Annotated in this window: 29 protein-coding genes; 9 read left to right on the top strand and 20 right to left on the bottom strand. The window is 38.4% G+C overall.

What is annotated here, in order from left to right; genetic code table 11:
• Window positions 1-3 precede the first annotated feature (3 nt).
• The 3 genes from ACJZU6_RS18880 (at window position 4) to ACJZU6_RS18870 (ending at window position 1662) form a co-directional block, all read left to right on the top strand.
• Window positions 4-219, top strand: a complete 216-nt coding sequence (locus ACJZU6_RS18880) for a YnbE family lipoprotein (protein WP_080155920.1) — start codon at window positions 4-6, stop codon at window positions 217-219.
• A 32-nt stretch (window positions 220-251) separates the two neighbouring features.
• Entirely contained in the window at window positions 252-593 is a 342-nt protein-coding gene (locus tag ACJZU6_RS18875) for a YdbL family protein (protein WP_080155919.1), read from the top strand.
• 121 nt (window positions 594-714) lie between these two features.
• On the top strand, window positions 715-1662 hold the full coding sequence (locus tag ACJZU6_RS18870) for a YeiH family protein (protein WP_080155918.1): 948 nt from the start codon (window positions 715-717) through the stop codon (window positions 1660-1662).
• 118 nt (window positions 1663-1780) lie between these two features.
• On the opposite strand, the gene ACJZU6_RS18865 is transcribed toward ACJZU6_RS18870, so the two are convergent.
• Entirely contained in the window at window positions 1781-3094 is a 1314-nt protein-coding gene (locus ACJZU6_RS18865) for an anaerobic C4-dicarboxylate transporter family protein (protein WP_080155917.1), read from the bottom strand.
• 294 nt (window positions 3095-3388) lie between these two features.
• Entirely contained in the window at window positions 3389-3589 is a 201-nt protein-coding gene (locus ACJZU6_RS18860) for a hypothetical protein (protein WP_080155916.1), read from the bottom strand.
• Window positions 3590-3930: 341 nt separating this feature from the next.
• Between ACJZU6_RS18860 and ACJZU6_RS18855 the strand changes: the two genes are divergently transcribed.
• On the top strand, window positions 3931-4503 hold the full coding sequence (locus ACJZU6_RS18855) for an SPOR domain-containing protein (protein ID WP_080155915.1): 573 nt from the start codon (window positions 3931-3933) through the stop codon (window positions 4501-4503).
• A gap of 101 nt (window positions 4504-4604) precedes the next feature.
• On the opposite strand, the gene ACJZU6_RS18850 is transcribed toward ACJZU6_RS18855, so the two are convergent.
• Entirely contained in the window at window positions 4605-5942 is a 1338-nt protein-coding gene (locus ACJZU6_RS18850; RefSeq protein WP_107275504.1) for a DEAD/DEAH box helicase, read from the bottom strand.
• A 222-nt stretch (window positions 5943-6164) separates the two neighbouring features.
• On the opposite strand from ACJZU6_RS18850, the gene ACJZU6_RS18845 reads away from it, so the two are divergent.
• Window positions 6165-6770, top strand: a complete 606-nt coding sequence (locus tag ACJZU6_RS18845) for a DUF2238 domain-containing protein (RefSeq protein ID WP_408901084.1) — start codon at window positions 6165-6167, stop codon at window positions 6768-6770.
• A 65-nt stretch (window positions 6771-6835) separates the two neighbouring features.
• Here the strand turns inward: ACJZU6_RS18845 and galE are convergent, their stop codons facing one another.
• On the bottom strand, window positions 6836-7855 hold the full coding sequence (gene galE, locus ACJZU6_RS18840; protein ID WP_408901083.1) for a UDP-glucose 4-epimerase GalE: 1020 nt from the start codon (window positions 7853-7855) through the stop codon (window positions 6836-6838).
• Between the two features lie 286 nt (window positions 7856-8141).
• Between galE and ACJZU6_RS18835 the strand changes: the two genes are divergently transcribed.
• Window positions 8142-9068: an alpha/beta fold hydrolase gene (locus ACJZU6_RS18835; protein WP_408901082.1), complete on the top strand. Its 927-nt coding sequence runs from the start codon at window positions 8142-8144 to the stop codon at window positions 9066-9068.
• 58 nt (window positions 9069-9126) lie between these two features.
• Here the strand turns inward: ACJZU6_RS18835 and ACJZU6_RS18830 are convergent, their stop codons facing one another.
• Window positions 9127-9336, bottom strand: a complete 210-nt coding sequence (locus ACJZU6_RS18830) for a DUF465 domain-containing protein (RefSeq protein WP_080155910.1) — start codon at window positions 9334-9336, stop codon at window positions 9127-9129.
• Between the two features lie 340 nt (window positions 9337-9676).
• Here ACJZU6_RS18830 and ACJZU6_RS18825 point away from each other — a divergent pair, with 340 nt between their 5' ends.
• From ACJZU6_RS18825 to ACJZU6_RS18815, 3 genes are all read left to right on the top strand, one after another.
• The gene (locus ACJZU6_RS18825; protein WP_080155909.1) at window positions 9677-10729 is read left to right on the top strand and encodes a GGDEF domain-containing protein; all 1053 of its coding nucleotides are present in this window, start codon (window positions 9677-9679) and stop codon (window positions 10727-10729) included.
• Between the two features lie 9 nt (window positions 10730-10738).
• Complete coding sequence (locus tag ACJZU6_RS18820; RefSeq protein ID WP_080155908.1) at window positions 10739-11254, top strand: NUDIX hydrolase; 516 nt, start codon at window positions 10739-10741, stop codon at window positions 11252-11254.
• A gap of 151 nt (window positions 11255-11405) precedes the next feature.
• Window positions 11406-11963 carry a manganese efflux pump MntP family protein gene (locus tag ACJZU6_RS18815; protein WP_408901081.1) on the top strand — a complete coding sequence of 186 codons (558 nt, stop codon included), beginning with the start codon at window positions 11406-11408 and terminating at the stop codon, window positions 11961-11963.
• 74 nt (window positions 11964-12037) lie between these two features.
• Here ACJZU6_RS18815 and ACJZU6_RS18810 read toward each other — a convergent pair whose 3' ends face one another.
• The 15 genes from ACJZU6_RS18810 to ACJZU6_RS18740 all read right to left on the bottom strand — a co-directional run bounded on the left by ACJZU6_RS18810 (window position 12038) and on the right by ACJZU6_RS18740 (window position 24912).
• Window positions 12038-12946, bottom strand: a complete 909-nt coding sequence (locus tag ACJZU6_RS18810; RefSeq protein WP_080155906.1) for an ABC transporter substrate-binding protein — start codon at window positions 12944-12946, stop codon at window positions 12038-12040.
• A 27-nt stretch (window positions 12947-12973) separates the two neighbouring features.
• A complete protein-coding gene (locus ACJZU6_RS18805; RefSeq protein ID WP_080155905.1) occupies window positions 12974-13849 on the bottom strand; it encodes a metal ABC transporter permease in 876 nt (291 codons plus the stop codon).
• Window positions 13849-14604, bottom strand: a complete 756-nt coding sequence (locus ACJZU6_RS18800) for a metal ABC transporter ATP-binding protein (protein ID WP_408901080.1) — start codon at window positions 14602-14604, stop codon at window positions 13849-13851. Before ACJZU6_RS18800 ends, ACJZU6_RS18805 begins: the two co-directional genes overlap by 1 nt.
• Window positions 14601-15509 (bottom strand): metal ABC transporter solute-binding protein, Zn/Mn family, encoded by a 909-nt coding sequence (locus ACJZU6_RS18795; RefSeq protein ID WP_080155903.1) that lies wholly within the window; start codon window positions 15507-15509, stop codon window positions 14601-14603. The genes ACJZU6_RS18800 and ACJZU6_RS18795 overlap by 4 nt, the downstream gene beginning before the upstream one ends.
• A 69-nt stretch (window positions 15510-15578) precedes the next feature.
• Window positions 15579-16163 carry a DUF6162 family protein gene (locus ACJZU6_RS18790; RefSeq protein WP_080155902.1) on the bottom strand — a complete coding sequence of 195 codons (585 nt, stop codon included), beginning with the start codon at window positions 16161-16163 and terminating at the stop codon, window positions 15579-15581.
• Window positions 16160-16483 carry a hypothetical protein gene (locus tag ACJZU6_RS18785; protein ID WP_080155901.1) on the bottom strand — a complete coding sequence of 108 codons (324 nt, stop codon included), beginning with the start codon at window positions 16481-16483 and terminating at the stop codon, window positions 16160-16162. The genes ACJZU6_RS18790 and ACJZU6_RS18785 overlap by 4 nt, the downstream gene beginning before the upstream one ends.
• A 98-nt stretch (window positions 16484-16581) precedes the next feature.
• Entirely contained in the window at window positions 16582-17415 is an 834-nt protein-coding gene (locus tag ACJZU6_RS18780; RefSeq protein WP_297481959.1) for a DUF4198 domain-containing protein, read from the bottom strand.
• Window positions 17416-17429: 14 nt separating this feature from the next.
• Window positions 17430-17954: a DUF2271 domain-containing protein gene (locus ACJZU6_RS18775; protein WP_408901079.1), complete on the bottom strand. Its 525-nt coding sequence runs from the start codon at window positions 17952-17954 to the stop codon at window positions 17430-17432.
• 37 nt (window positions 17955-17991) lie between these two features.
• Entirely contained in the window at window positions 17992-18621 is a 630-nt protein-coding gene (locus tag ACJZU6_RS18770; protein WP_080155898.1) for a PepSY-associated TM helix domain-containing protein, read from the bottom strand.
• A gap of 269 nt (window positions 18622-18890) precedes the next feature.
• Window positions 18891-20540 carry a phosphoethanolamine transferase gene (locus tag ACJZU6_RS18765; protein ID WP_408901078.1) on the bottom strand — a complete coding sequence of 550 codons (1650 nt, stop codon included), beginning with the start codon at window positions 20538-20540 and terminating at the stop codon, window positions 18891-18893.
• Window positions 20541-20773: 233 nt separating this feature from the next.
• The gene (locus tag ACJZU6_RS18760; protein WP_408901077.1) at window positions 20774-21961 is read right to left on the bottom strand and encodes a hypothetical protein; all 1188 of its coding nucleotides are present in this window, start codon (window positions 21959-21961) and stop codon (window positions 20774-20776) included.
• Entirely contained in the window at window positions 21961-22611 is a 651-nt protein-coding gene (locus ACJZU6_RS18755; protein WP_107275492.1) for an energy transducer TonB, read from the bottom strand. The genes ACJZU6_RS18760 and ACJZU6_RS18755 overlap by 1 nt, the downstream gene beginning before the upstream one ends.
• Window positions 22611-23015, bottom strand: coding sequence for a biopolymer transporter ExbD (locus ACJZU6_RS18750; RefSeq protein WP_036789967.1), 405 nt, complete (start codon window positions 23013-23015; stop codon window positions 22611-22613). The genes ACJZU6_RS18755 and ACJZU6_RS18750 overlap by 1 nt, the downstream gene beginning before the upstream one ends.
• Window positions 23012-23545 (bottom strand): MotA/TolQ/ExbB proton channel family protein, encoded by a 534-nt coding sequence (locus ACJZU6_RS18745; protein WP_408901076.1) that lies wholly within the window; start codon window positions 23543-23545, stop codon window positions 23012-23014. Before ACJZU6_RS18745 ends, ACJZU6_RS18750 begins: the two co-directional genes overlap by 4 nt.
• A complete protein-coding gene (locus ACJZU6_RS18740; protein ID WP_408901075.1) occupies window positions 23545-24912 on the bottom strand; it encodes a MotA/TolQ/ExbB proton channel family protein in 1368 nt (455 codons plus the stop codon). Before ACJZU6_RS18740 ends, ACJZU6_RS18745 begins: the two co-directional genes overlap by 1 nt.
• Between the last annotated feature and the right edge of the window lies 1 nt (window position 24913).

Here is a 24913-nt window from a genome sequence, read left to right as displayed (position 1 = left end):
AGCATGAACTATTTTCAAGCAACACTGCACCAGCCCAATTTGCATTACGTATTTGCTATTATCATCGTTCTATTGCTTATTGGGTGCACGCCAACCATACAAGTTGCAGCATCAGACAAACCAATAGAGGTTAATCTTAATGTTAAAATTGAACATGAAATCAAAATAAAAGTTGATCGAGAAATAGAACAATTATTTGATAATAAAGCCGTCTTTTAATGGTTTTTGTCATTCAATATTAAGGTAACCTTATGAAATCGTCATCCCTTTACGCTGTGTTACTTGGCGGTTATTTACTGTTGTTCAATTCAAGCACTGTACTTGCAATTACATTGCAGCAAGCCAAACAACAAGGCTTAGTCGGTGAAACAAACACGGGCTTTATTGCTGCGATTAAATCGAGTAATAACGCTGATGTAAGTCGACTTATAAACTCAGTTAATAGCCATAGACAAGAGACATACCAAGCCATTAGCCAATCGCATGATTTATCTCTAAGTACCGTCAAACAGCGGGCGTACCATAAAGCGATAGAAAAAACCCAAGCCGGTCATTTTTATCAAAACAGCCACGGTTCATGGCAAAAAAAATAACAATCAGCATCAATGAATATTCAATATCCCTTAACCCTCGTTTAAAAATATTTAACTAAACTAAATAGAATGACGTGCGTATAATTCGAGATCTTATAAATAACCCATCTCAACCATAAAAATGACCCTAAATCAAAAAATTAGAAACTTACGTCCTGCTGATATTATATTTATATTAGCTGCAATAATATGTTTAGCGCCTTTCATTAGCTCACCCATTGCATTAATTCTTGGTTTTACTTTAGCCAGCTTTGGTTTCGTACCGACCCAATTTAATCTTGCTGCTCTAACCAAAAAACTTTTGTCATACTCCATTATTGGTTTAGGGTTTGGAATTAATTTAAACGAAGCCATTGAAGCGAGCCGTCAAGGATTAGGGCTTATTATCTCTTCTATTTTCTTTACTTTATTTTTGGGTTGGCTAGCAACGCACTTTTTAAAGTTGGATAAAAAAACCGGCCATTTAATCGCTGCGGGTACGGCTATTTGTGGTGGTAGTGCCATTGCTGCGGTATCGCCTGCCATTAATGCGCGTGATGACCAAACCTCATTAGCATTAGCCACTGTATTTGTACTCAACGCCATGGCGCTTTTCCTTTTCCCTGCGGTTGGGCATTTATTAGAAATGAGTCAACATGCCTTTGGTACTTGGGCTGCCATTGCCATTCATGATACATCATCAGTAGTAGGTGCGGCGGGCTCTTATGGGGATGAAGCACTAAAAACTGCGACAACATTAAAACTGGCACGTGCACTATGGATCATTCCTGTCGCGTTTGGCAGTGCTTTAATGTTTAAAGGTGACAGTAAGAAAATCAGTATTCCTTACTTTATTGTGTTTTATTGCCTAGCTATCTTAATTGCGCATTTTATTCCACAATTTCACTCAACCTATATTCTTATCTTTGATGCATCAAAACGTTTATTAGTAGTGTGCCTATTTTTAATTGGCTCAGGTATAACCGTCAGCAAATTACGCAATGCAGGACATAAGCCTTTATTACTGGGTGTTATCCTTTGGTTAGCAATTGGTACTGCATCATTGACTTACATTGAGCTATTTCTTTAACTGACATTAATAAAATAGTGCTTTTATATTGACATAAAAAAACCTCTATTCTTCAACATGAAGATATAGAGATTTTTTATTTAATCTACTTTATTTTTACGTTGTATTACCTTGCTTTTTACAAGACAAAACTTGCGAAAATAAAGCCAAAGATAATACTAAATACCATGCTTAATAAACCTGGAATCATAAAGCTATGGTTAAAGATGTAACTACCAATCTTTGTTGTGCCAGTACGGTCAAAATCAATTGAAGCAATAATAGGGCCGTAGTTAGGAATAAAGAAGTAACCGTTAACCGCAACGAACGTCGCAATAATAACTTCAGGTGGTAAACCAAGTGTAATACCAACTGGCACAAGTACCGCTGTTGTTGCACCTTGGCTATTAACCATCACAGATAATGCAAATAGAGCAAATGCAAACGTCCATGGTGCAACTTCTACTAAGCCAGACACAGCCTCTTTCACCATTTCACTGTGACCAGCGATAAATGTGTCACCTAACCATGCAATACCAAAAATTGCTACAATCGCACGCATACCAGCATGGAAAACAGATCCTTGTGTGATCACATTACCGTCAGGCTTACAGATCAAGATGATCAAAGCTGCAATAGCTAACATCACGATCTCGATCGTGTGTGCCATGCCCATTGCAGATCCATTAAAGTTAGGACGTAGTCCAGGGAACGCACCCATAATAACAACAGCTAACGCACCAAATAAGAATAGACCAACCGCTTTCTTTGCTGCTGGTTTAATAACGATCTCTTCTACTTTAACTTCTTGTTCCATTTCTTTACGGAAAGCAGGATCTTGCATACGGCGTTGATATTCTGGGTCATCTTTTAGATCTTTACCCATTTTATTAACGACAACACACGCTAATGCTAAACCACAGAATGTGCCTGGGATAGTTACCATTAATACATCAGCTAATGTAATACCTTGAGGCTCAAGAAAAGCAACTAAAGCAACAACAGCCGCAGCAATCGGGCTTGCAACAATCGCAAACTGAGATGCAATAACAGCCATACCAAGTGGGCGTTCTGGACGAATGCCACTGCGACGGCTCACTTCAGCAATAACAGGTAATACAGAGTAAGCAACATGACCTGTACCCGCTAAAAAAGTGAACATATAAGTCACTAGCGGCGCTATAAATGTAATATGACGAGGATTTTTACGAAGAATATTTGACGCAATTTTAATTAAGTATTCAAGACCACCCGCCGCTTGCATTGCAGCCGCAGCCGCAACAACTGCCATGATCATTAACATTACATCAATTGGTGGACTGGTTGGTTGCAAGCCAAAAACAAAGCTTAGAATTGCAAGGCCGATACCCCCCATTACACCCAAACCGATACCACCGATTCGTGCACCCACTAAGATACATACCAATACAATCAAAAATTCAATAATAAACACATCTATACTCCCTAATAACAGCGTTTACATTACTGATGTAATATTCAGTAAAAATTCGTGCTGATAATAAAGTTTATATAGAAGCAATAATTAGCACCTAATCACATTTTATTAAAATATATATCAATAAAAGTATGAATATAAACGATTAACTGGTTGTATGTTCTGTTTTATTTGCATAATTGTTGCGTTATTGTATTTGCTTTTACCTATTATTCCTTGTGGAATTATCTCACTCTCCATAGGAATAACATCTTATTAGGGCTTAATTTTTATTTTTACAGAAGGAATTAATTACTCATTCGACTTATATCGGGGCTGTGATTCACACACCTTTAACCATACAACAGTGAATAAAATAGCAAATGCGCTTAAATCACATAATGCACTGATAAACCCTGTCGTAACTAAAGAAATTGCCACCAATAACATTGCAGCGACGGTTGCCATAATCAGTCGTTTACGGTCATGTATTCTAAGTAACCATGCTTTCATAAAAACGATCCATTCAAAACTCAGCTTGTTATTAATATGTTAACTAATGATTTGAGTTTTAAAAATACCGTTTCCCTCTATGAAAGAGTAAAAAAATATATGCCCTATTTAAACATCAATTATTCAAGAGAATATAACCTATTCTCATTTGGAATAGTTGACTTGATTAAAAAACATACATTTAACCTGTAATCTGTAATTATCATGTCAATTATTTGCCGTTTTTCGCTACAATACATTCTAAGTATAAAGACATTTGTTAATAGTGATATTTGCGTCATGAAAAGTCATGAATACTGCTACCACATTTACAAATTATTAAATATTCTTCGGAGAAAACAATGACATCTCGTCCATTAAAGGCAGCAGTTGTATTAGGTCTATTCGCATTATCTGGTTGTGCTTCATCTGATAGCCCTTGTGATTCTGGTTACCTGTTACCGTCTAAAGTTGATAGCGCAAACCTACAGTGTCAACAACAACCAGTAGAAACATCAGCACCAATTGAAACTGTTGCTCCTGAAACAACAGTAACTAACGAGCCAGTTATTGATAGTGATTACATTAATAATGATGATGCACATCTTGCTGATGAAGAATCAATGACCAACGATCAAGCGTTTGGCGATATTAACCCTTCACACTTTACCATTCAGATTTTAGCATTAAGTGAAGAACGTAACCTACGTGGTTACCTTCAGCCAATCACTAGCGATCAACCAATTTGGGTTAACTGGAAACATGCACTAGGTCGTAACTGGTATGCAGTTACTTACGGTAATTTTGCAACCCGTGAAGAAGCAAAACAAGCAATTCAAACATTACCAGCAACTGTTCAAGCGCAAGGTCCATTCGTATTAAGCTTTGCTGCTGTTAAAGCTGATAAAGAAGGTCAAGTGTACCAATTACGTTAATCGTATAACGACACTTCTTGCTGCAACCAATGCTGTAGCCAAAAAAAACCAGACACTCAGTCTGGTTTTTTATTTGTTAACGATTATTGAATCATTAACTATTAGTCATCTTGGCTTACATCAGTATTGCGTTTTTTCTTAGGGATAAAGACATCATTACCCACAGCTTGGTTTTCGTAAAAACGCTTATCAACTCTTTTCTTCGCTTTAGGTGCTTGCGTTTGTTTAGCAGTACCCGTTTTATTCGTTGTTGTTTTCTTAACAATCTTCTTCTTCGGTGCCGGTTTAAGACCTTTAAACTTACCAACTAAGCCTTCGATTGTTGTGAACTCAATCTTTTGTTTCAAGAATGCTTCAACCGCTTTAAAGCTCTTCCAGTCTTTAGGACCAACTAATGAAACAGCATCACCTTTGTTACCGGCACGACCAGTACGGCCCACGCGGTGAACATATTCTTCAGCATGTTTTGGCATATCAAAGTTAATAACAAGCGATACGCTATCAATATCTAGACCACGAGAGGCGATATCTGTTGTCACAAGAATCTTATGACAATTACGCTCAAACTGGCTCATGATGTTATTGCGTTGCGATTGATTCAAGTTACCGCTTAGTGCAACAGCTTTTAATTTACGTTCATTTAACTCAGCGGTTAGACGATCGGTATCAGCACGTGTTGCAGTAAAGATAATAACTTGATTGTAATCTTCTACTTCTAACACTTTATCAAGCAATGCTTGTTTATGATCTAAGTGATCACACAAAATAAAGCGTTGAGTAATATCTGTGTGTTCTTCTGCTGAGTGGCCAATTGAAATGCGCTTAGGGTTATCTAACATTTCAGAAGCCATATCAAGAACATCAACATGGTCCATCGTGGCTGAGAACATCAATGTTTGACGGCGACGGTGGTTAGCCGCTTCGTTAATACGACGTAGTTGAGGTTCAAAGCCCAGATCAAGCATACGGTCTGCTTCATCAAGAATCAGCATTTCTAAGCCATCAAGATGTGTACTGCGGTGCTCAAGGTGATCAGCAAAACGACCAGGAGTTGCAACAACAAACATCGGATCATTACGTAATGCTTTTACTTGGTCGTTGAAGTTTTCGCCGCCAACAATCAATGTGCCATCGTACGGTGTTCCCGCATTAAGCGTGCGTAACTGTGCAAAAATTTGTTTTGCTAATTCACGCGTTGGCGTCAAAATTAGAACACGAGGATCACGACGAGTAAATGGCTTGCTACGGTACATACGTTGCATCGCAGGTAATAAAAATGCCAGAGTTTTACCGGAACCCGTTTTCGACGATGCCAAAATATCTTTGCCTGCAATAGCAACAGGGACTGCCGTTTGTTGAATTTCGGTTGCTCGATCAAACGCCAAATGAGTCAGTTTCTTTAATAGGCGTGGGTCTAAGCCAAGATCTTTAAAATGCAAAATGATGCTCCGGTAAAAACAACTCAGATTATGAGTGTGTACTGTCAAATATGATGAATATCACAATATTGTGAAAACATTAGTTGGAAATTATAACACAAACCAATTTTAAAAAACCTAAAATAACGCACCTCACCTGCGTTAACATATTGATAATCTTTATTGCTATAACTACATCAAAAACGTTATCCTTTGGATCAATACTAATGATAAGGAATTGAAATGATTAAGAACAAATACCCCAAATGGTTAGCGCTGTGCTATATCATCTTTTTTATTGCGCTTGGCCTTAATCCTGCTTTTCGTGCAGTATGGATTGCAGAAGCTATTCCTCTCGTCATCGTATTTTTATTTTTAGTGATCAGCTACCGTTATTTTGTGTTTAGTAACCTTGCTTACACGTTAATGGCAGTATGGCTGGTATTACATAATATTGGTGCCCATTACACGTTTGCAAATGTCCCTTTTGATTGGATTAACCACCTTCTAGATTCAAACCGTAATCAGTTTGATCGCTTTGCACATTTTTCAATTGGTTTATATGCATTTCCAGTCGCCGAATTTTTAGTACGTAAAGGCCATTGCAAACCAATCATTGCTGCACTCTTTGGTTTATTTGCCATTATGGCAACAGCCGCCGCTTATGAAATTGTTGAATGGTGGTATGCCGCCAGTGCTGGTGGCGAAGCAGGTATTGAGTTTCTAGGATCCCAAGGTGATATTTGGGATGCGCAAAAAGACATGCTAGCCGATACTCTTGGCGCTATTGCTAGTTTGATCATCTTCTTTGTAGCGAAACCCTATGCTACCACTAATAAACATTATTAATGTCTATTCTTTCCTCATAAAAAAAGGCGCTAAATTAGCGCCTTTTTATTTAATCCAATCTAGAATTACTCTGCGTCAGGGTAACCATCTGGATTTGTTGACTGCCAACGCCAAGTATCTTGCGTCATATCATCAAGTGTTAGTTTTGCTTCCCAATGCAATTCAGCTTTTGCTTTCGCAGGATCAGCCCAACATTCAGCAATATCACCAGCACGACGTGGTGCAATCTTATAAGGCACTTCTACACCAGAAGCTTTTTCAAATGCTTTTGCCATTTGCAATACACTGTTACCGTTACCAGTACCTAAATTGTAAATGTGTAAGCCTGCTTCACGGCCTTTGTGTGTTAATGCTGCAAGGTGACCATCAGCAAGATCAACCACGTGAATGTAGTCACGCACACCTGTGCCATCAACTGTTGGGTAGTCGTTACCAAAAATAGATAAGAACTCACGACGACCAACAGCTACTTGAGAAATAAATGGCATCAAGTTGTTAGGAATACCTTGTGGATCTTCACCCATAGTGCCTGATTTATGCGAACCTACTGGGTTAAAGTAACGCAGTAATGTCACACTCATTTCAGGATATGCATGTTGAATATCAGCAAGACACTCTTCTACCATTAGCTTACTACGGCCATATGGGTTAGTTGCACTTGTTGGAAAATCTTCAGTGATCGGCACAGATGCAGGATCGCCATAAACTGTTGCTGATGAGCTAAAGATAATTGCATTAACACCAGCGGCACGCATCGCTTCAACAAGCACTAATGTACCACTAACATTATTGTCGTAATACTCTAGTGGCTTTTCTACTGACTCGCCTACGGCTTTTAGTCCCGCAAAGTGAATTACCGCATCGATATCATTTTCAGCAAAAACACTGTCTAAAAATTTACGATCACGAATATCACCTTTATAGAATGCAGGTGTTACGCCAGTTAAGTTATTAATGCGCCCTAATACGGTTTCTTTACTGTTATACAAATTATCAACAATAATTGGGGTCATACCCGCTTCAATCATTTGTACACAAGTATGACTACCAATGTAGCCCATACCACCAGTAACTAATACACGCATAGTGTCTCCTAGTCGTTAATACGTAGTTTCGATCTAAATATTAATACATATTTCGTATGGCAATAATACGATTATATATAAAAATTTATTATAGAAAAAGATTATGCTATCGATTGTTTTCTTTAGCAACATACTGATTAACATAAAATTGAATTTTGACATAATGCTAACTCAAAAAACAAATACAGACTTCACATTTTTATTTTTATTATTAGCTATGAATATTCTTACCAACAACAATAAAACATCGTATAATTAGTTCGTTTTTCAATTATTAGAGCAACCTATGAAACGATTTATACATTATTTTATCCTTTTATGGACATTAGTTTTCATGACTACGGGCTGTGAAGTTGTTCGTTGGAAAACAGAACACGATCAGTCATCTTTAGAGAAAGAAGGCTTTAGCAAGCACCAAATAACACTCAAAGAAGGCGGTAAACTAACCTATTGGGAAGGTGGTCAAGGTCAGCCTCTATTATTATTGCATGGTTTTGGCGGTACTGCGGCTGCGACATGGAAAGCTGAAATGCTACAGCTGAGTAAAAAGTACCATGTAATTGCACCTGATTTACTCTGGTTTGGTGAATCATACAGTGATAATGCCGCACAACTCTCAACCCAAACGAATGCTATTTGGCAATTAGTTGATACGTTACAGCTAAAGAAAGTAGATGTCGCGGGTATTTCTTATGGTGGTTTTATCACCTATGACATGATGTTGACACCTGAACGCATCAATAAAGCGGTGATCATTGCTAGCCCAGGCCCATTATTTAGTGATGACGATTTAGATGATTTAGTTAAACGCGCAGGTATTAACTCGCCAGAAGAGTTATTTGTGCCCAACAGTGGTGATGATGTTAAACGTCTTTATGACAACGTATTTATTGAGAAAAAGCGTATCCCTGATTTTATTGCAAATCAAATTTACCTTGATTACTTTTCGCAATGGAAGCCACAACGAACACAATTAATTAAAACATTGCCTAATGACAGAGATCGAATCCAACAATATGATCCTAAAAAACTGCCTCAAGCGCTTATTATATGGGGACAAAATGACCAAATATTTCCGCTTAATAGTGGCATAAAACTAAGTAAATATATTCAAGCACCTATCATTGTATTACCAAAAACAGCACATGGTATTACTAACGAGCAACCTCAAATAACAGCTGATTTGATTGATAATTTCTTATCATCGTTATAAATCTAAATATAGCTGCAATAAAAAAGAGAAGCCGACCACGCTTCTCTTTTTTTATTTATTATGATTTTTGTTGTAAATAAACAAAGATTTCATCTTTTAATAACAGCTTTTCTTTTTTCAATTGTTCAATGAGCGTTTCATCAAAACCATTTGCGGAAGTCATTACATTAATTTTATCATCTAATTCATTATGCTTTTTAAATAGACGATCAAAATGCACATCATGACCTTTTAGTGATGTAATTAAGCTTCTATATTCTGGAAACATTGTCGCTCCTACTCATTTTAAAACACACTTTATTTATACTAAACTAGAATAATTATTCATGGGAGTAGATCTCATTTTTAATCATTCAAGCTAAAAAGTTTGTATTCTCATAAATAGACATCATAGATAAAATCCATTTTTATACTTTCCATATCATACAGTTATACCTAAAAACCACATCTTTCGCATTCATTACGATAACAAGATCTCTTTTTAAAATATTATTTTACATTAAATTTAAAAAATAATTAGACATCAATCGCAATACTGATATGCTTCCCAAAAAAATGTACAATGTGTTGTATTTGTCCAAATGTTGTTATAAAGGTTTTTTCATATCATGGTTACATTGATTAAAAGTACTCAGCTGCAAGCTACAAACTTTGCCTATATTGAACTGAGTGAGAAAACATTAAAAAAACAACTTTCTTTATTATTTCCTTTTGCTGGCGCCATCTGTGCCATTATTGCCTTTACTTATTTCGTCTCACAACAAGCACATTATTTTACTGTCGTCGGTATACTCGGTATGACATTGTGCTACACCCTTGCAGCATTAAATCGAACCCTCTTTTCTGCCACTATTCTTTTTTGGATCTTTTTAATCGCTACTACACTTATTTGCTCAACTGGTTTTTATTTTACTGGTGCTCGTCATATCAGTAATACCATCGGCTTAACAATTCCATTATTAAGTTTTTTCGCTTTACAAATCAGAACGGCTGCTTGGTATAGTACTATTTTTGGGCTGTTGTATATCATATTGAGTGTGTCCGAAATAACGAACAAACATATGCAGATTTCATCTGCCCTTCAAAACATATGTGCATATTCTATTATCTTTGTCATGGCCTTTTTATTATCTCGTCATCGTTATGATGCTATTTTGCAAGTGAAAAGAACCACTACCAATGATTTCCTCACCGGTTTACTCAATCGTGAAGGGTTACTGCCCCTGTATCAAAACGAATCATCTCGTTGTAAGCGTTATCGCCGCGATATTTCAATGTTATTAATAAATATTGATAAATTTAGAGAAGTAAATGACCGATTTGGACTTGATGCTGGTGATAAAACACTCATGATGATGGCTAAATTCCTACGTGAAACCTGTGGGGATAATATGCATATTGCTCGTTTAAGTAGCCAAGAGTTTTGTATCATTATTCCAGATGCCGATATTCAAGCAGCGGAACAATTTGCCATCAAAATTCGTGATGAAATTAGTCAGTGGATATTAGAACTAACGACTGGACACCAAATAAAGATCACCGTAAGTATCGGTATTACTAACATTGAATATCAAGATTTTAGCTATGACTACATCAAAGCCGAAAGTGCATTGATGCGGGCAAAACGTTGGGGCTATAATCAAATAGCAACCAACGATTAGAGAATAGTAATGAGCATAAAAAAACACTACCAATGGAAATGTTTTAGTATTGAAGAACAGCCGCATTTGCTACCCGATGGCAGAGAAATAGCTTGTACTAGTATAAAACATCCTGGCGCTGTGATTATTATTCCAATAGATCATAATGGTGATCTGGTACTTGTTCATCAATACCGTCCAGCAGTCAGCCAATGGCTATATGAATTTCCAGCAGGCACGCTTGAAGTAAAAGAAGACATTTTCATTTGTGCACAACGTGAATTAGCAGAAGAAACTAACCTCGCAGCTAGTCAATGGCACCCTCTTGGTCAATTACTTCCAGCGCCTAGTTTTTGTGATGAAATACAGTATTTATATGTTGCTCAAGGGCTATCAGCAACCGAAGGCCAACTAGATGATGATGAAATCATTAATGTTGTGACATTATCTGTCGCTGAAGTAGAACAAAAAATTGCAGATAACCACATCCAAGACAACAAAACCTTAGCGGCTTTTTTAAAGGCACGGATTTCAGGCTTTATTTAAAAACAAATAAATATAAACATATTGCGATATTCGATAATAAATAGCGCAATATGTTTAATCTCGCTCATATCTGAAAAATTACTATTCACACAAATACATCGCGTTAAGCTTCATTTCAGTTTATAAAAGCATTTTTACGAGATGAACTATCGTGTCTTTCTTACTCGCTTTGATATTCTCCCTTTCATCAAATCTCGATAATTTCGTTATTGGCCTAACTTATGGCGTAAAGAATGAAAGGATCCCACTTGTATCTAATGCAATCATTGCTTTTATTACTGCATTAGTTACCTTTATCTCTATGCTTGGTGGACAATTAGTAACCCAGCTGATCCCTCATCAAGTCTCTAATGAATTAGGTTCTGTGATTTTCATTTTAATGGGAACGTGGTTCATTTGTGCCGATATGCTAAAAAAACAGCAACAAAAAGAAGAAAAGCAAAGCACTGTGCTAAATTTTAAAGGTGCAGTAATGCTAGGTTTATTACTTTCAATTAATAATATTGGCGTGGGTATTTTAGGTAGTATTACTCATCTCAGTATTTATTTGGTTGTCGCACTGACCTTTATTACAGGCATGATGCTCACTTATGCTGGTAACAATATTGGCGATAGTATGATAGGAAAAATGGTGGGGAAATATAACGATTTGATCTCTGGCGGGTTACTGATTTTATTAGGTATTCTGTCTTTGTTCTTTTCGTTTTAAAACAAATACACTTAAATAATATGAAGCCCAGCAATTATCTCGTAAAACAACAATCTGGGCTTCTATTTCTAAGATTATAATTTAATCTGCCAGCGTTTTAGTGGCTCGCTATGATTAATACCAACACGACCCCAACGATCAACACTATCAACAATGAGTACAGATGTACCTTTAGGCAATAAAGCCTGCTGAGATAAGGTTAATTTTTTTGTACTCAATAACCACAATGCTTTATCTTCTGCTAACAATGTTGTCAGTTTTTGTTTATCCGCTACTGTCCACTCAAGTTCAGGTTTGGTTAAACGATCCACAACAAAGAGCTGATTACCAGACGCGAAATCTTCAAGCTCAGTTGATAATAAGACTACTGAATCAATTTCTGCATCCATTAGCACTTGTTGTTGAGCATTAATCAACTTACGAACATCCCCCATCAGTTGCTGTTGATTTTGTTCAATTTGTTGCGCTTTATTCGGCCATAAACGCTGTAAATCATCACTTACAATAGCAGCCATTCGACTTAAATTGGTCGGATTTAACCACGAATACATTGATACTGAACCGTCATCTAAACGCAATGCAGCAATACCTTGCCCTTGTGGTGAAATCGCCTGTGATGCATCAATTTCAATAATATTAATATTGCCTTGGCGGGCATAGATATAAAGTGGGTCTTGCGGCCAAACAGCGCCTAATGTCACGACAGCTTGTGCATCTTTACTGGCCTCTTGCGTTACAATGTCACCTTTTGAAGCAAACCAATTCGGTAATCGTGACACACCGTAACGTTTAGGAGGCAGATATTTTGTCGTTATACCTGTGTCATGGGTCAGTTCAGATGCCAACATATAAGTTACGGGCGTTGCAGTTAAAATATCCTCTGCTTTTGCTGAATGACTATAACTGCTGCCGCTCACAATAATAGCAACAGCACAAACCGATTGAATCAGTGAACGTATTGGGTGAAGCTGGAGATGACTCATGATGATTCCTTAAACAAAATACAGCAACTACCCTTTACGAACAATGCGGTAACAGGTGGCGATTAAAAAGAACGTAGCAGCAACAATAATAATTGCCGCTCCTGATGGAATAGGTAATTTAAGCTCCATCGGTAAAATAGTACCAATCACACAACTTATGGTCGCTAATAACGATGACAACAAAACAAAGCTACCCATATTTTTAGTCAATAAACGTGCTGTTGCACCAGGAATAAGCAGTAAAGCACCGACCAGCACCGCCCCCACAATTTTAACGGATGCAATAGTGACGAGGGTTATCATGATCACAAACAGATAATCATAAAAATTCGTTTTATAACCTCGAATACGTGCAATGTCAGGGCTGATACAAGTTAATAATATTCGGTTAAATGTTGGTATGAGCACCATAATAATTAAACTACAGCTTATTAATAACACCCACAAATCTTGATCGGTTACTGTTAGAATTGAACCAAACAGGACATTTTCAAGCATATGAATATTTATTTTACGCGCAACATACATCAGTAATGCAGCACCAACGGCTAATGCTAACGCTAAAAATACACCGACTAACGTATCGTAAGGCACATTAGTTCGATTACGAACAAAGTGCAGCAGTAACGCGAAGATCATGCAAAAACTAAATAAACCGATAAAGGGATTTTCTGGCGGTTCACCTAATAACACTCCTAATGCGATCCCTGTTAATGCCGCGTGACCAACTGCCTCAGAGAAAAAAGCTAGTCGCTTAGCAATAACTAAAGTACCCAACCCTCCGAGTAATGGACCTAATAACAGTGCGGCAACGATAGCATTAACCATAAAGACATATGAAAAGCTGTCACTTAACAATCCCGCATCAACCCCCAGTTGTGCCCAATGACGTAATAACTCCATTACGCAACCTCGTGTTGATTTGCCACAATTGGCGCATGACTGTAATGATTAAATAACCGTTCAATTTTTTCAGAAACCAGTACTTCAGAGTGATGACCAGAATCAACAACGATACGATTAACCACATGTACTTGCGCATCAAGGCGTCGAACTGCGGTTACATCATGATGAACCGCTAATACAGTTTTTCCTTGCGCAACAAATTCATGAATTAATGATTCTAAATAACGAACTCCTTGCTCATCCATGCCCGTTGTCGGTTCATCAAGCACTAATAAATCAGGATCATCCAATAACGCTTGAGCAAACAAAACCCGTTGCTGTTCACCACCAGATAATTGCCCCATGCGTCGATCAGCACGATTGGCCATACCGACACGTTCTAGTTGGCTTAATGCAAACAACTTATCTTGTTGACGTTTACGCCAAAACAAAGGAGAACGGGTTAAATTTAATAAAATAAAATCCATCACTGTTAACGGTAAACTTTGTTCAAACATCGCTTTTTGCGGCACATAACCAACGGAGCCGGGTTTACCATTATTGGCAGCATCATTCCATAAAATATCAACGTTGCCTTTGAACGGTGTTAAACCTAAAATTGACCGTAATAACGATGTTTTCCCACCACCATTAGGCCCCATCACAACATGGCATTGCCCTGCTTCAAAACTATGGTTGATGTTAGATAAAATATGGTTTTCACCGTATTGCAGCTCAAGGTTTGCAATCTCAATGCGAGGACCAAAACTCATGCTTGATCCTTACTAACAGCAAATTGCATTGCTTCAACTAATGTGGTTAAGTTTTGCTGCATCTCAATTTCTACTTTATTCGCTTCATATTCGCCGTGCGTCATATGTGAAAAACGGTATAACTTCACTCCCGTTGCTTTTTCTATGGTGTCGACGTAACGATTAGGCATATTTAATTCATAAAACAATACATCAATACCTGATTGCTTTATTTTTTCGATGGTTTCTTGTAATTGACTCGCACTGGGTTCAACACCATGTGCTGGTTCAATCACTGCCGCGACATCAACACCAAATTCTTGTAATAAATAACCGTAAGCATTATGCGTTGTCGCAACTTTCATTCCTGAAGTATCTAAATCACCAAGTGCAAGCATGGCTTTACGTTTCATTAATCGAAATGTTTTTGCATAACTACGGGCATTTTTTCGGTATTCCGCAGCATTGTCAGGATCAAGCTCAGCCAACTTATTCGCAATGGTATACACTTTTTGAATCGTGGTTGATAAACCAACAAAGGTATGAGGGTTTACCGCACCATCACCTACAGACTGCCCCATTGCAGGTAGTAACGGCACATCATTGTTGGCTTTAATAACCACTAAATCATCACGTTGAGCCGCATCAATCACTTTCAGAGCAAAGTCATCGTGACCAATACCATTTACAACAATTACATCCATTTGTTTTAAACGACGTAAATCATTAGGTTGTGGTAAATAGTTATGCGGATTAAAACCTGCATCAACTAGAGGAAGAATATCGGCCTTATCGCCAACGACCGCTTTAACGTAACTATAATAAGGCTGCAATGTGATACCGATAGTTAATTTTTCAGCGGCAATACTCGAAAAGCTTGCGAATAATGCAACAGCTGTTAATGCTGTTTTAATGACTATTTTCATAATATTTTTACTTCAATGTTAAGAAATGAATACACCGCAAGCAATACACGATAAGTAAAACAAAAGAGGTTAATGCGCTAACGCTTGTTTATTACTGTCGTGATTAAACACAATCTGTGTCCAACCTTGATCAATCAATTGTTGCGGTTCAAAAGCACCATCATTGTTAGTGAACAGTGGTGTTGTCTGTTTAGAAAGAGCCAACCAAATATCAGGTTCAGGGCGACTACTATTAAGAATAACGGAAGATGCCCCCTGATTGTCACGGCGTAAACCTTGATAAATTGCGTCATTAATATGCTGCCACTGATGACGGCCTTTACGCTCCCAACTTTTATCTTCAATAAATGGCGCTAACCATAATTCAGATAACTCAGCCATATTTGGCCAATGATTCTGATGTTCAAATTCACGGCTATCTTGATGTAAATTCCGAATTTCTTCATGTGCCAAACGCAACTCAGCTACCATCGCGAGTTCTTCTGAACTTAACTCAGTGACCGCAATTTGATGAGCATCCAATGGTTGTATTTTTGTTTTATTTTGGTGATACGGTAACAACACCGTGGCAAGTAACAGGATAGAAACGATAATACCGCCAACCCATTTCCCTTCCTTACTGCCATTATCTGAAGATACGGCTTGACGGATCATTTTTCTTTAATCTCAACAACATCGACTTCTACTGGACTTTCATGCCCGGAATCAAACACTAAATAGAAATCAGTTTCAGGTTTAGAAAATTCAGCAATAGAACGTTTATCGGTGTTTACTTTAGCAATCAAATTATCATCGTAATCATACATATTAACGTTGTAATCAACTGCTTTACTGCCATCACTGTAGCCGGTTTCACATGCCACTTTATCGCTTTCAAACCAACAACTCATTAATGGAAAATGTGCATGAGCGGCACTTGAAAATAATCCTAACGTTAAGATTGATAACGTGATCATCGGTAACTGCTTTTTCATAACAACCTCAAACCTGCCCATGTAGTGGGTGTAGGTTACGCATTGTGGGTAAAGGTAACGTGCTGTATCTAGATCAGAAACAGCACATTGATAAATAGTTAGTGTAGCGATGCTTCAAAAGTGATATGCACGTTAACGTTAGCAGTATCTACCATTGGGTTATTAGCAACTTCACCGCGGTAGTTAGCTTTCATAATATAGCGACCCGCAATTTCAGGTGTGAAAGTCACCTTACCGTCTTTATCACTGATAACATCAATCTGTTGTTGATGATTACGGTATAACGTTCCTTCACGGGTTACTTCCGCTACAACGCCTGCTTGTGGTTTACCATTAAAGTAAAATTGGAATGTCACTGGCTCACCCTCAATAATATCGGCTGGGTGAGTGATCGGAAGCAACTCTAAATATTTGCCCGTAATCTCCATTGCCTTAGTGCTTGGCTTACCTACAGTTACGTATGTTTCAGCACGGGTGTAACCCACTTGAGTGACAACGTCACGTGATTTTGGTGGTAATACAGCATCACGCTCAACTTTGTTAGCAGCGATCCATTTCACGGTGTCACGACGACCCGCTTTGTATTGAGTAAAATATACTGGCGTTTGATTTACTTGAATTTTATGTGTGCCTTGCTCTTCAAAGTAAAAATCAAAAATAGCACGACGTTTACCACGAATAGTAAAATTAGGACGCTCATTACGCCCATCAGGCATGATCACTTCAGCTGTTTCTGTACTTGCTGGCTTATCATAAACAAACGTGCCGTGTGACGCGGTAACATCAAAAGATAACCAATCGCCACCCTCTTTTGATACGGTAAAATGTGAAGGTAATATCCAACGAGGGTGTGCATTTGCTGTTGCTGATACCGTTAAGCCTGCAATCACCGCACATGCCAGAGAAAACGCTTTTATTTTATTATTTTTCATAACGTTACTATTACTCAAAGTTTATAGTTAAGTTGAATAGCACCTGTTTCTTCTGTCGGTGCAATGACATGGCTAAACGCGTTTTCGCCTAGCTCAATTTTTTGTCGTAAATAGTTGCGGCCACCATGTTCACGCACAACTTCAACGTAGAAAGTATAATTACCTTGATCTACTCGCTGGCCTTTATCATTTAAACCATCCCAGACAAATTTATATTCACCAGCAGGACGGGTGGCTGACGTTACCGCATCAACTAACTCACGATCATAACGTCCTACTTTGCGCCACCAGCTGCGTAAATCTTTCAACCATTCATCTTTACCTACCCACAACTGCACAGTTCGTACGGGTTTACGATCTGCATCTTCAACCCAAACCGCAACATAAGGACGGGCATACATGGTGGTATCAATAGCCGGTAGCGCAAAATTCACTTCTAGTTGTGCCGCTTCCGGTACGGGTTTAGCTATTGCACTGGCCAATGGTGTTAACAATAACGCGACCAATAATGGTTTTTTGATGGTGTGAAACACGGTCATAATGAACCTTCAATAAAATCGACAATCAAATACTGGCTTATGGCACAGCAACAATATAAATCAGTAAACTCACCACAGAGCCCAACCCCATCCATTTCAATGACGTTCGAAAAGTTTTCTTTTTAGGGATCAATAAACACACACCAGTTAAAACAAACAACACCATTAATACTGCAGTAATATCAATAAACCAGCGCCAAACCTCACCACTATTACGCCCTTTATGGAGATCATTAAGCACTGCAATCACACCATAATGGGTACTTTCAATAGTGGCTTGTGCGGTTGTCATATCAATAAATACCGTGGCGTTATAACCAGGGCCTTTATAATCCAGTGAAATTTCACCTTCGACTAACTCATCGCCATCGATATCTGTAAAAATATCTATAGCTGACGGTGTTCCACGAACCTCACCATGCTTGGCAAGATATGCTATTAATGCAGAACGATTTGGTGCAAAAGGCCCTTTTTCTGACGCTAATAACTCATTGGGAATTACAAGTTGTTGCTCAACCACATTTGGTGATTGGCTAACAAAAAGATGCGGTCGATTTAATGTAATGCCTGTGATAGCAAAAAATAACACCACCAGCAGTAGTGCCATTGAAATATAAATATGTAAACGTCGCGCCCATAGTTGCACGGCTTTATTTTTTAACACCATCACTAACATCATGCATAAGAGTAACTGGAATAATGATAATTTAATTGATAATCGTTCTTATTGGCATTCAATTTACATTGTTTACGTTGGTTAGAAACGCGTTACGAAATAGGTGCGAGGTGCGAGGTGCGAGGTGCGAGGTGCGAGGTGCGAGGTGCGAGGTGCGAGGTGCGAGGTGCGAGGTGCGAGGATAATAAAGGCTATAAAAAAATAAACCCCTAATAAAAGATCATTAGGGGTAATATTTAACGTTGATCTATATAAACTGTCTAATTAGTACGACATTGACGAAAAATATCTTGCTTCGGTTTATAAACAGACGTCTTCACATTCATAATACCTAACATGGAACTAAAGACATTATCTTGTGAATAATCCCCTTGCTTCGCGTTAGTGGCAAGGCTTTTAAGGCAAGTGAGATTTAACCCACGATCTTGAGAAAAACCTTTAGAGAACCACATCATCATTGGCACTGTTGTTTGGTATTTAGGCGCTAAACTATAAGGTGTGCCATGTAAATATAAACCGTCTTCACCTAGTGATTCACCGTGATCTGAAATATAAAATAACGCGGTATTATATTTATCACTGTAACCTTTTAACTTTTTGATCAATTGGCTGATCATATAATCGGTATACAAAATTGTATTATCATAGCTATTTACTATTTGTTCTTTAGTGCAATTTTCAATATCAGCACGTTGACAGTCCGGCTTGAAAAATGCGCGATCTTTAGGATAACGTTTATAATATGTTGGTCCGTGACTTCCCATTATATGTAGCGTAATAAACTTGCTGCCCTTCATATTCGCCACTTCTTGATCGAAATTATTCAATAGCGCCATATCAAGGCATGATTCACCATCACATAATGGATCTTCAGTACTATGGTTCAAGGTTATTTTTTGAATACGATCACCTACCCCTTTATCTCCGCCATCGTTTTCTTTCCACAATATCGAAATGCCAGCGCGATGCAGAATATCAATAAATGTATCTTGGTTATAGGCAATCGCTTTTTTATAGTTACTGCGATTCATTGCAGAGAACATACAAGGAACAGAGACGGCTGTAGCGGTGCCACAAGATGATACATTTTTAAATGAAATCATATTATCAGGCTGAGTATATCGATTTGTTGTGCGATCATAGCCATTTACTTGATAATTTTGAGAGCGAGCGGTTTCACCAAGAACAAACACAAACAACGTCGGTTTACCATTAGATGTTGTTGTCGTTACCAACTTAGCATCAGTGCCAATGTGTTGATAAGGGATAGGTTTAGTTAAATAAGTTCGATCAATATATTTAATACCAGTATAAACATATGACGGGTTAATTACTCGATTAAGATATTTATTATTACGCCCTACAGACGCATAGTCTTTGTAGAAGAAGGCAGCAACTAATACAATAACAATAATAGATGCAACAATGGATATTATTTTATATATTACAAATGTTTTAAGAAAAGATTGCTTCTTTACCTTTATAGCTATAATAAATAAACAAGGAATAATACCAAGAGTGAAAATAGTTATAAAACCAGATAAACTTAGATAAGAAAGTGCCTCACCACTATTGGTTTCAAATATATTCTCCATCATTCCATAATCAAAAATAATTCCATAATGATATGATGCATAAGCTGTTATAGCTGAAATAAAGGTAAGAACACTAAACAATAAACGCCCAATATAAGGCCATGCTAAAAGTTGGAAAATAATGTTAAGCGCAGCAATAAGAAAGATAGGGAGTGATATTATAAAACCCACACTCACGATTTCTAGTTTTGATAGTATTTCATAAAACTTTTGCCATAGTGGAATATTTAAGACAATCCCAAAATATATAGCAATAAAAAAAACCAATATATTATAATTTAATTCTTTATTAAAAATAGAAGAAGAACGCTTCATTTATCTAACCTAAAATAATAGCACAACGAAATGTCAACCGATGACGATTTTTATGCGCACAAGTATACTATATGCCTATATAAATAGTAGCACTAAATAACTATGCTTTGGATATATATTTATTGAAGAGTTAATGCTATTTATGAGAAAGAAGCTTCTGTTCTATATAAAAAAAGCGAGCTTAATAACTCGCTTTTATAAAATAATACCTTATTAGTTTATTGCACTAGCTATTAAGCGCTTACATCCATCTTTCGCATCTGGCCTAAATATTTAATCCAACTTTTGGCGGCAGACGATGCCTGAATGTTATTTGCTTGCTTAGCATGAATAATGGCTTGATCGAATTTATTCAATTTGTAATAAATACGTACCTTTGCTAATTCAACGTCAGCGCGTTTATCTTTACGTTTAACACGATTAAGCTCAGTTAGTGCTCGTTGATAATGTCCTTCTTGCAATAGCAATTGTGATAACTGCCAGCGATAATGGTTATCTTTATTCGCTACTACTGCCCACAATGCGATAGCTTTATTCCATTCACGTGCCATTTGCCAGTAATTAGCTTGTTCAATTAATAACGTCTTATCACTATTGGCATCTTTCAATGCGGCTATTTGTTCCGCTGCACGTTCTGGAATACCACGTTGAGCATACAATTGGGCTAATACTTTAAGATCTTGCTGACTCAGTGCCACCCCTTGGTATTTTGCTAACTTTAATGTCGCTAATGCATCAGCATTTTTACCTGTTCGCATTTGAATACTGGCTAATTGCTGCCACCAAATTAACTTATTTGGTTCAAGTGCGATTAAACGATTCAATGTTGCCGAAGCACCTTGCCACTGTTTAAGTTGTAACTGTGCCCCAAGCTTAATCGATAACGGTGACATTGCGTCTTTAAGACGATAACCATCATAATGCTTCATCGCGGTTAACACTTGCTGCCATTGTGCTTGCTGGTAATGCGCTTGAGCAATCCGAAGCCACAATTCATCCCCTTTTTGCTTAGCAGGAATATTTTTAGTCAACTTATAATAATGCGGTAGCGCCTGGCTATATTTAGCTTCTGATAACAAAATATCAGCCAACATGCGTTCAGTCGCCCATGCTTGATCATCATGCAACAAACCACTGTTTACTGCTTTTGTTAACAAAGAAATAGCTTGTGACTGTTTCCCTTGCTGCCAATAAAACACCCCCAGCATTCGTTGCACATACGCTTTATCGTAGGCAGAACGTGGGTTCATTTCAGCTAATATTGCCACGGCTTGATCAAGCTTATTATCTAACTGTAAATTATTGGCACGTTGAACCTTATGGGCTGTTGCTTGTGATAACTGACCACCACTTGCATAAGCATTTGATAATGGCAGTGAGGCCGATAAGGTTAACGCGACAATAAAAGCAATCTTTTTCATTATTGATTCAACCTAAATTCAAGACGTACTGTCTGCCCTTGTTGTGCCATAGCCGTGCCATTAACGACTTGTGGTTGGTACTTCCACTTACGTAATGCACGAATGGCTTCCTTATCAAATAAACGACGAGGCTTAGCATCCATAACAGCAATATCGATTGGTCGACCTTGAGTATCAATGGTGAATTTAAGCACCACATAACCTTCTTTACCTTGGCGTAAAGCTCGAGATGGATAACGCGGCTCAACGCGATAAAGAGGCATTGCTTGTTGAGATTTACCTAATCCGTCACCTATTGCTGCTGCACTACTGAAATCAGTAAATTTAGGCGCGTTAACCGCTAAACCATGAATAGACGTATCTAAACCTAAGCTAGGAATTGACGCCATTGGCATTGTCGTTGATGTTGCCGCTTGTGACTGCGACGGTTGCGCTTCAGGTGGTGGCGTTGGCGTTTCTGGCGGTGGTGGAGCAACACGCTGACGACGCTGTGGCGCTTGTTCGTGTTCTACCATCACCATATTAAACGCTAACGGCGGTGTATTATCTTGAGGTTGATGATTACCGTTATCGACCATCCATGCCATCAGCGTAAACAGACCTAAAGCCACCGCGAGCGCCAATGGCAACGCCATTAATATGCGCATCATTAGTTTTTCTCCGCCGCCAAAGCAATATTCTTCACCCCTGCACCTTTTGCAGCATCCATCACCTTAACGACCGTACCGTTATAAGCATGTTCATCCGCTTGAATCACTAATGCGGCATCAGGTTGTTCTGTTAACATGTGCTCAAGTGTTGCTTGCACACGTTCGGCATCAACAACTCGCTTATCAATATAAATATCATTTGCTGCGGTAATAGCGACAAAAATACCCGCATCTTTTTGGCTAACCACATGGCTTGCTTGCGGGCGATTCACTTCAACCCCAGATTCACGCACAAAAGAACTAGTAACAATAAAGAAAATCAACATGATGAAAACGATATCTAACATCGAGGTTAAATCTATTTGTGCATCTTCACGCACTGACGAGCGACGACTGAGTCTCATTGTTGACTCCTTAATGATTTTTCTAATTTTAACTCACGCATTTGACACGCTTTTGCCAATCGAGCATGAATAAACATCCCCGCTAGTGCTGCCACCATGCCCGCCATAGTTGGTAATGTCGCCAGTGAAATTCCTGACGCCATCAATCGCGGTTGGCTACTGCCTTGGGTTGCCATTACATCAAATACTGAAATCATACCCGTAACCGTGCCAAGTAAACCTAACATGGGACAAATAGCGACTAACACTTTAATAAAATTAAGGTTTTTGTTTAACGCTATTTTAGCATCACTCAACCAGCCATCTCGAATTGCATGAGCATACCAAGATTGATGATCAGCACGTGCTGCCCATAATGTTATCCATTGTTGCTGTTGTTGTGGAAAGTAAAACACAAGGTAAATAACCCGTTCAAACACCAATAACCACAACACCGCAACCACAGCGGCTAACCACCATAAAATCACACCGCCTTGCGCCATAAAATGCGACAGTGATAACCACCACGTTTGTAATACGCTGCTATCCATTAGGCGGCCTGTTCAGTTGTCATGCCAGAATTTTTAATACCACGGTGGTCATTTTTCTCGGCTTGTTCCGCCACCAAGCTAATACCTTGTTTTTCAAGGATCATACGAATATTTTCAGCTTGAGAACTTAAAATGTTATGCGCCAATAGCAATGGCATCGCCGCCACTAAGCCTAGAACCGTGGTCACCAGTGCCATTGAAATCCCCCCCGCCATCACTTTTGGATCGCCATTACCAAACTGAGTGATCACTTGGAAGGTTTCAATCATGCCTGTTACTGTACCTAGCAAACCTAACATCGGCGCTAACGCAGCAAACAGTTTCAGCATTGACAGGCCTTTTTCTAGCCCTTGTTGTTCATCAACAATCGTTTCTAATAAACGCAATTCTAACGCTTCAACGCTGCGGCTTTGCTCTTTGTTATAAACCGCTAGAATATGACCCAGTGGATTATTACCCGGCTTAGAAGGTTGCTTTAGCTGTGCTTTGATTTGTTGACGAATAATGGCTAATTTCACACCACGGAAAATCGCAATACCGGCACCAATAGCCAGTAGTAATAGAATGATTTTGCCAACTGCGCCACCTGCTTGCAGACGATCCATTAATGTCGGTGCTTGGGCTAATTGCTCTAGCATCACCCCACGTGAAGGATCGACCACCAGCATGTCATTGCCCGTAGAGATTAGTTGATCGTAATCAGCCAATGTCGGTGCATGTTCAGGTTGCTGTAAATACGCCATTGCCACATGTTGGCTACCATCCCAATTGAGATAGCCGTTATCACCCACTAAGCCAATACTACCTAAACGCAATGCCTGAATATCACTTTGTTCACCATCACCGTTAATGTATGGCACGGTGACTTTCGCAATTTGCCCGCTCGCAACAATCTGATCAGTCATTGCTTGCCATAAACCTTGCAATTGCACCATTGATGGCAAGACTTTCGCAGCAACAATCTCATTCACAACGGCGTTATCTTGGCTGTTATCAATCGCGGTTACAGCATGTTGTTGTTCTGCTTGTACTTCTTTGGCGGTTTGACGCACCACACCAAATAACTCGCCTAAGCTGCCACTTTCTAGCCGTAATTGTTGCTCTAACGTCGCTAAATGTTGTTCATTAGCACTAAAAGTTGTACTTAATACTTCTGTAGCAGCCTTTAATTTATTACGTTCAGCTAATAACGCATTGTATTGCGCTTTAATATTATGATGAGTGCTATTAAAGCCCGCTTCACGTTGAACATTATGCTGAGCCTGTTGGCTATGCTCTTGTTGTGCTTGCTTTACTACAGATTCTGCATTAACGGTCAATGGCAAACTTGCAATACATAATGCGGCAACTAACGTTTTTAATTTCATG

The sequence above is a fragment of the Photobacterium piscicola genome, from assembly GCF_046058925.1.
In the GTDB taxonomy this organism is placed as follows: Bacteria; Pseudomonadota; Gammaproteobacteria; order Enterobacterales; family Vibrionaceae; genus Photobacterium; species Photobacterium piscicola.
Note: the sequence above shows the minus strand (reverse complement) of the source record. Positions and strands in the feature narration are given on the sequence as shown.

Excerpts from the sequence above, each read along its gene's own strand:
- ACJZU6_RS18780 (WP_297481959.1), bottom strand. The coding sequence starts at position 17,415 with ATGAAAAATAATAAAATAAAAGCGTTTTCTCTGGCATGTGCGGTGATT.
- ACJZU6_RS18760 (WP_408901077.1), bottom strand. The coding sequence starts at position 21,961 with ATGAAAAAGATTGCTTTTATTGTCGCGTTAACCTTATCGGCCTCACTG.
- ACJZU6_RS18820 (WP_080155908.1), top strand. The coding sequence starts at position 10,739 with ATGAGCATAAAAAAACACTACCAATGGAAATGTTTTAGTATTGAAGAA.
- ACJZU6_RS18755 (WP_107275492.1), bottom strand. The coding sequence starts at position 22,611 with ATGATGCGCATATTAATGGCGTTGCCATTGGCGCTCGCGGTGGCTTTA.
- ACJZU6_RS18825 (WP_080155909.1), top strand. The coding sequence starts at position 9,677 with ATGGTTACATTGATTAAAAGTACTCAGCTGCAAGCTACAAACTTTGCC.
- ACJZU6_RS18855 (WP_080155915.1), top strand. The coding sequence starts at position 3,931 with ATGACATCTCGTCCATTAAAGGCAGCAGTTGTATTAGGTCTATTCGCA.
- ACJZU6_RS18875 (WP_080155919.1), top strand. The coding sequence starts at position 252 with ATGAAATCGTCATCCCTTTACGCTGTGTTACTTGGCGGTTATTTACTG.
- ACJZU6_RS18750 (WP_036789967.1), bottom strand. The coding sequence starts at position 23,015 with ATGAGACTCAGTCGTCGCTCGTCAGTGCGTGAAGATGCACAAATAGAT.
- ACJZU6_RS18870 (WP_080155918.1), top strand. The coding sequence starts at position 715 with ATGACCCTAAATCAAAAAATTAGAAACTTACGTCCTGCTGATATTATA.
- ACJZU6_RS18795 (WP_080155903.1), bottom strand. The coding sequence starts at position 15,509 with ATGAAAATAGTCATTAAAACAGCATTAACAGCTGTTGCATTATTCGCA.
- galE (WP_408901083.1), bottom strand. The coding sequence starts at position 7,855 with ATGCGTGTATTAGTTACTGGTGGTATGGGCTACATTGGTAGTCATACT.
- ACJZU6_RS18740 (WP_408901075.1), bottom strand. The coding sequence starts at position 24,912 with ATGAAATTAAAAACGTTAGTTGCCGCATTATGTATTGCAAGTTTGCCA.
- ACJZU6_RS18785 (WP_080155901.1), bottom strand. The coding sequence starts at position 16,483 with ATGAAAAAGCAGTTACCGATGATCACGTTATCAATCTTAACGTTAGGA.
- ACJZU6_RS18810 (WP_080155906.1), bottom strand. The coding sequence starts at position 12,946 with ATGAGTCATCTCCAGCTTCACCCAATACGTTCACTGATTCAATCGGTT.
- ACJZU6_RS18745 (WP_408901076.1), bottom strand. The coding sequence starts at position 23,545 with ATGGATAGCAGCGTATTACAAACGTGGTGGTTATCACTGTCGCATTTT.
- ACJZU6_RS18835 (WP_408901082.1), top strand. The coding sequence starts at position 8,142 with ATGAAACGATTTATACATTATTTTATCCTTTTATGGACATTAGTTTTC.
- ACJZU6_RS18800 (WP_408901080.1), bottom strand. The coding sequence starts at position 14,604 with ATGAGTTTTGGTCCTCGCATTGAGATTGCAAACCTTGAGCTGCAATAC.
- ACJZU6_RS18775 (WP_408901079.1), bottom strand. The coding sequence starts at position 17,954 with ATGACCGTGTTTCACACCATCAAAAAACCATTATTGGTCGCGTTATTG.
- ACJZU6_RS18790 (WP_080155902.1), bottom strand. The coding sequence starts at position 16,163 with ATGATCCGTCAAGCCGTATCTTCAGATAATGGCAGTAAGGAAGGGAAA.
- ACJZU6_RS18880 (WP_080155920.1), top strand. The coding sequence starts at position 4 with ATGAACTATTTTCAAGCAACACTGCACCAGCCCAATTTGCATTACGTA.
- ACJZU6_RS18765 (WP_408901078.1), bottom strand. The coding sequence starts at position 20,540 with ATGAAGCGTTCTTCTTCTATTTTTAATAAAGAATTAAATTATAATATA.
- ACJZU6_RS18805 (WP_080155905.1), bottom strand. The coding sequence starts at position 13,849 with ATGGAGTTATTACGTCATTGGGCACAACTGGGGGTTGATGCGGGATTG.
- ACJZU6_RS18845 (WP_408901084.1), top strand. The coding sequence starts at position 6,165 with ATGATTAAGAACAAATACCCCAAATGGTTAGCGCTGTGCTATATCATC.
- ACJZU6_RS18770 (WP_080155898.1), bottom strand. The coding sequence starts at position 18,621 with ATGGTGTTAAAAAATAAAGCCGTGCAACTATGGGCGCGACGTTTACAT.
- ACJZU6_RS18830 (WP_080155910.1), bottom strand. The coding sequence starts at position 9,336 with ATGTTTCCAGAATATAGAAGCTTAATTACATCACTAAAAGGTCATGAT.
- ACJZU6_RS18860 (WP_080155916.1), bottom strand. The coding sequence starts at position 3,589 with ATGAAAGCATGGTTACTTAGAATACATGACCGTAAACGACTGATTATG.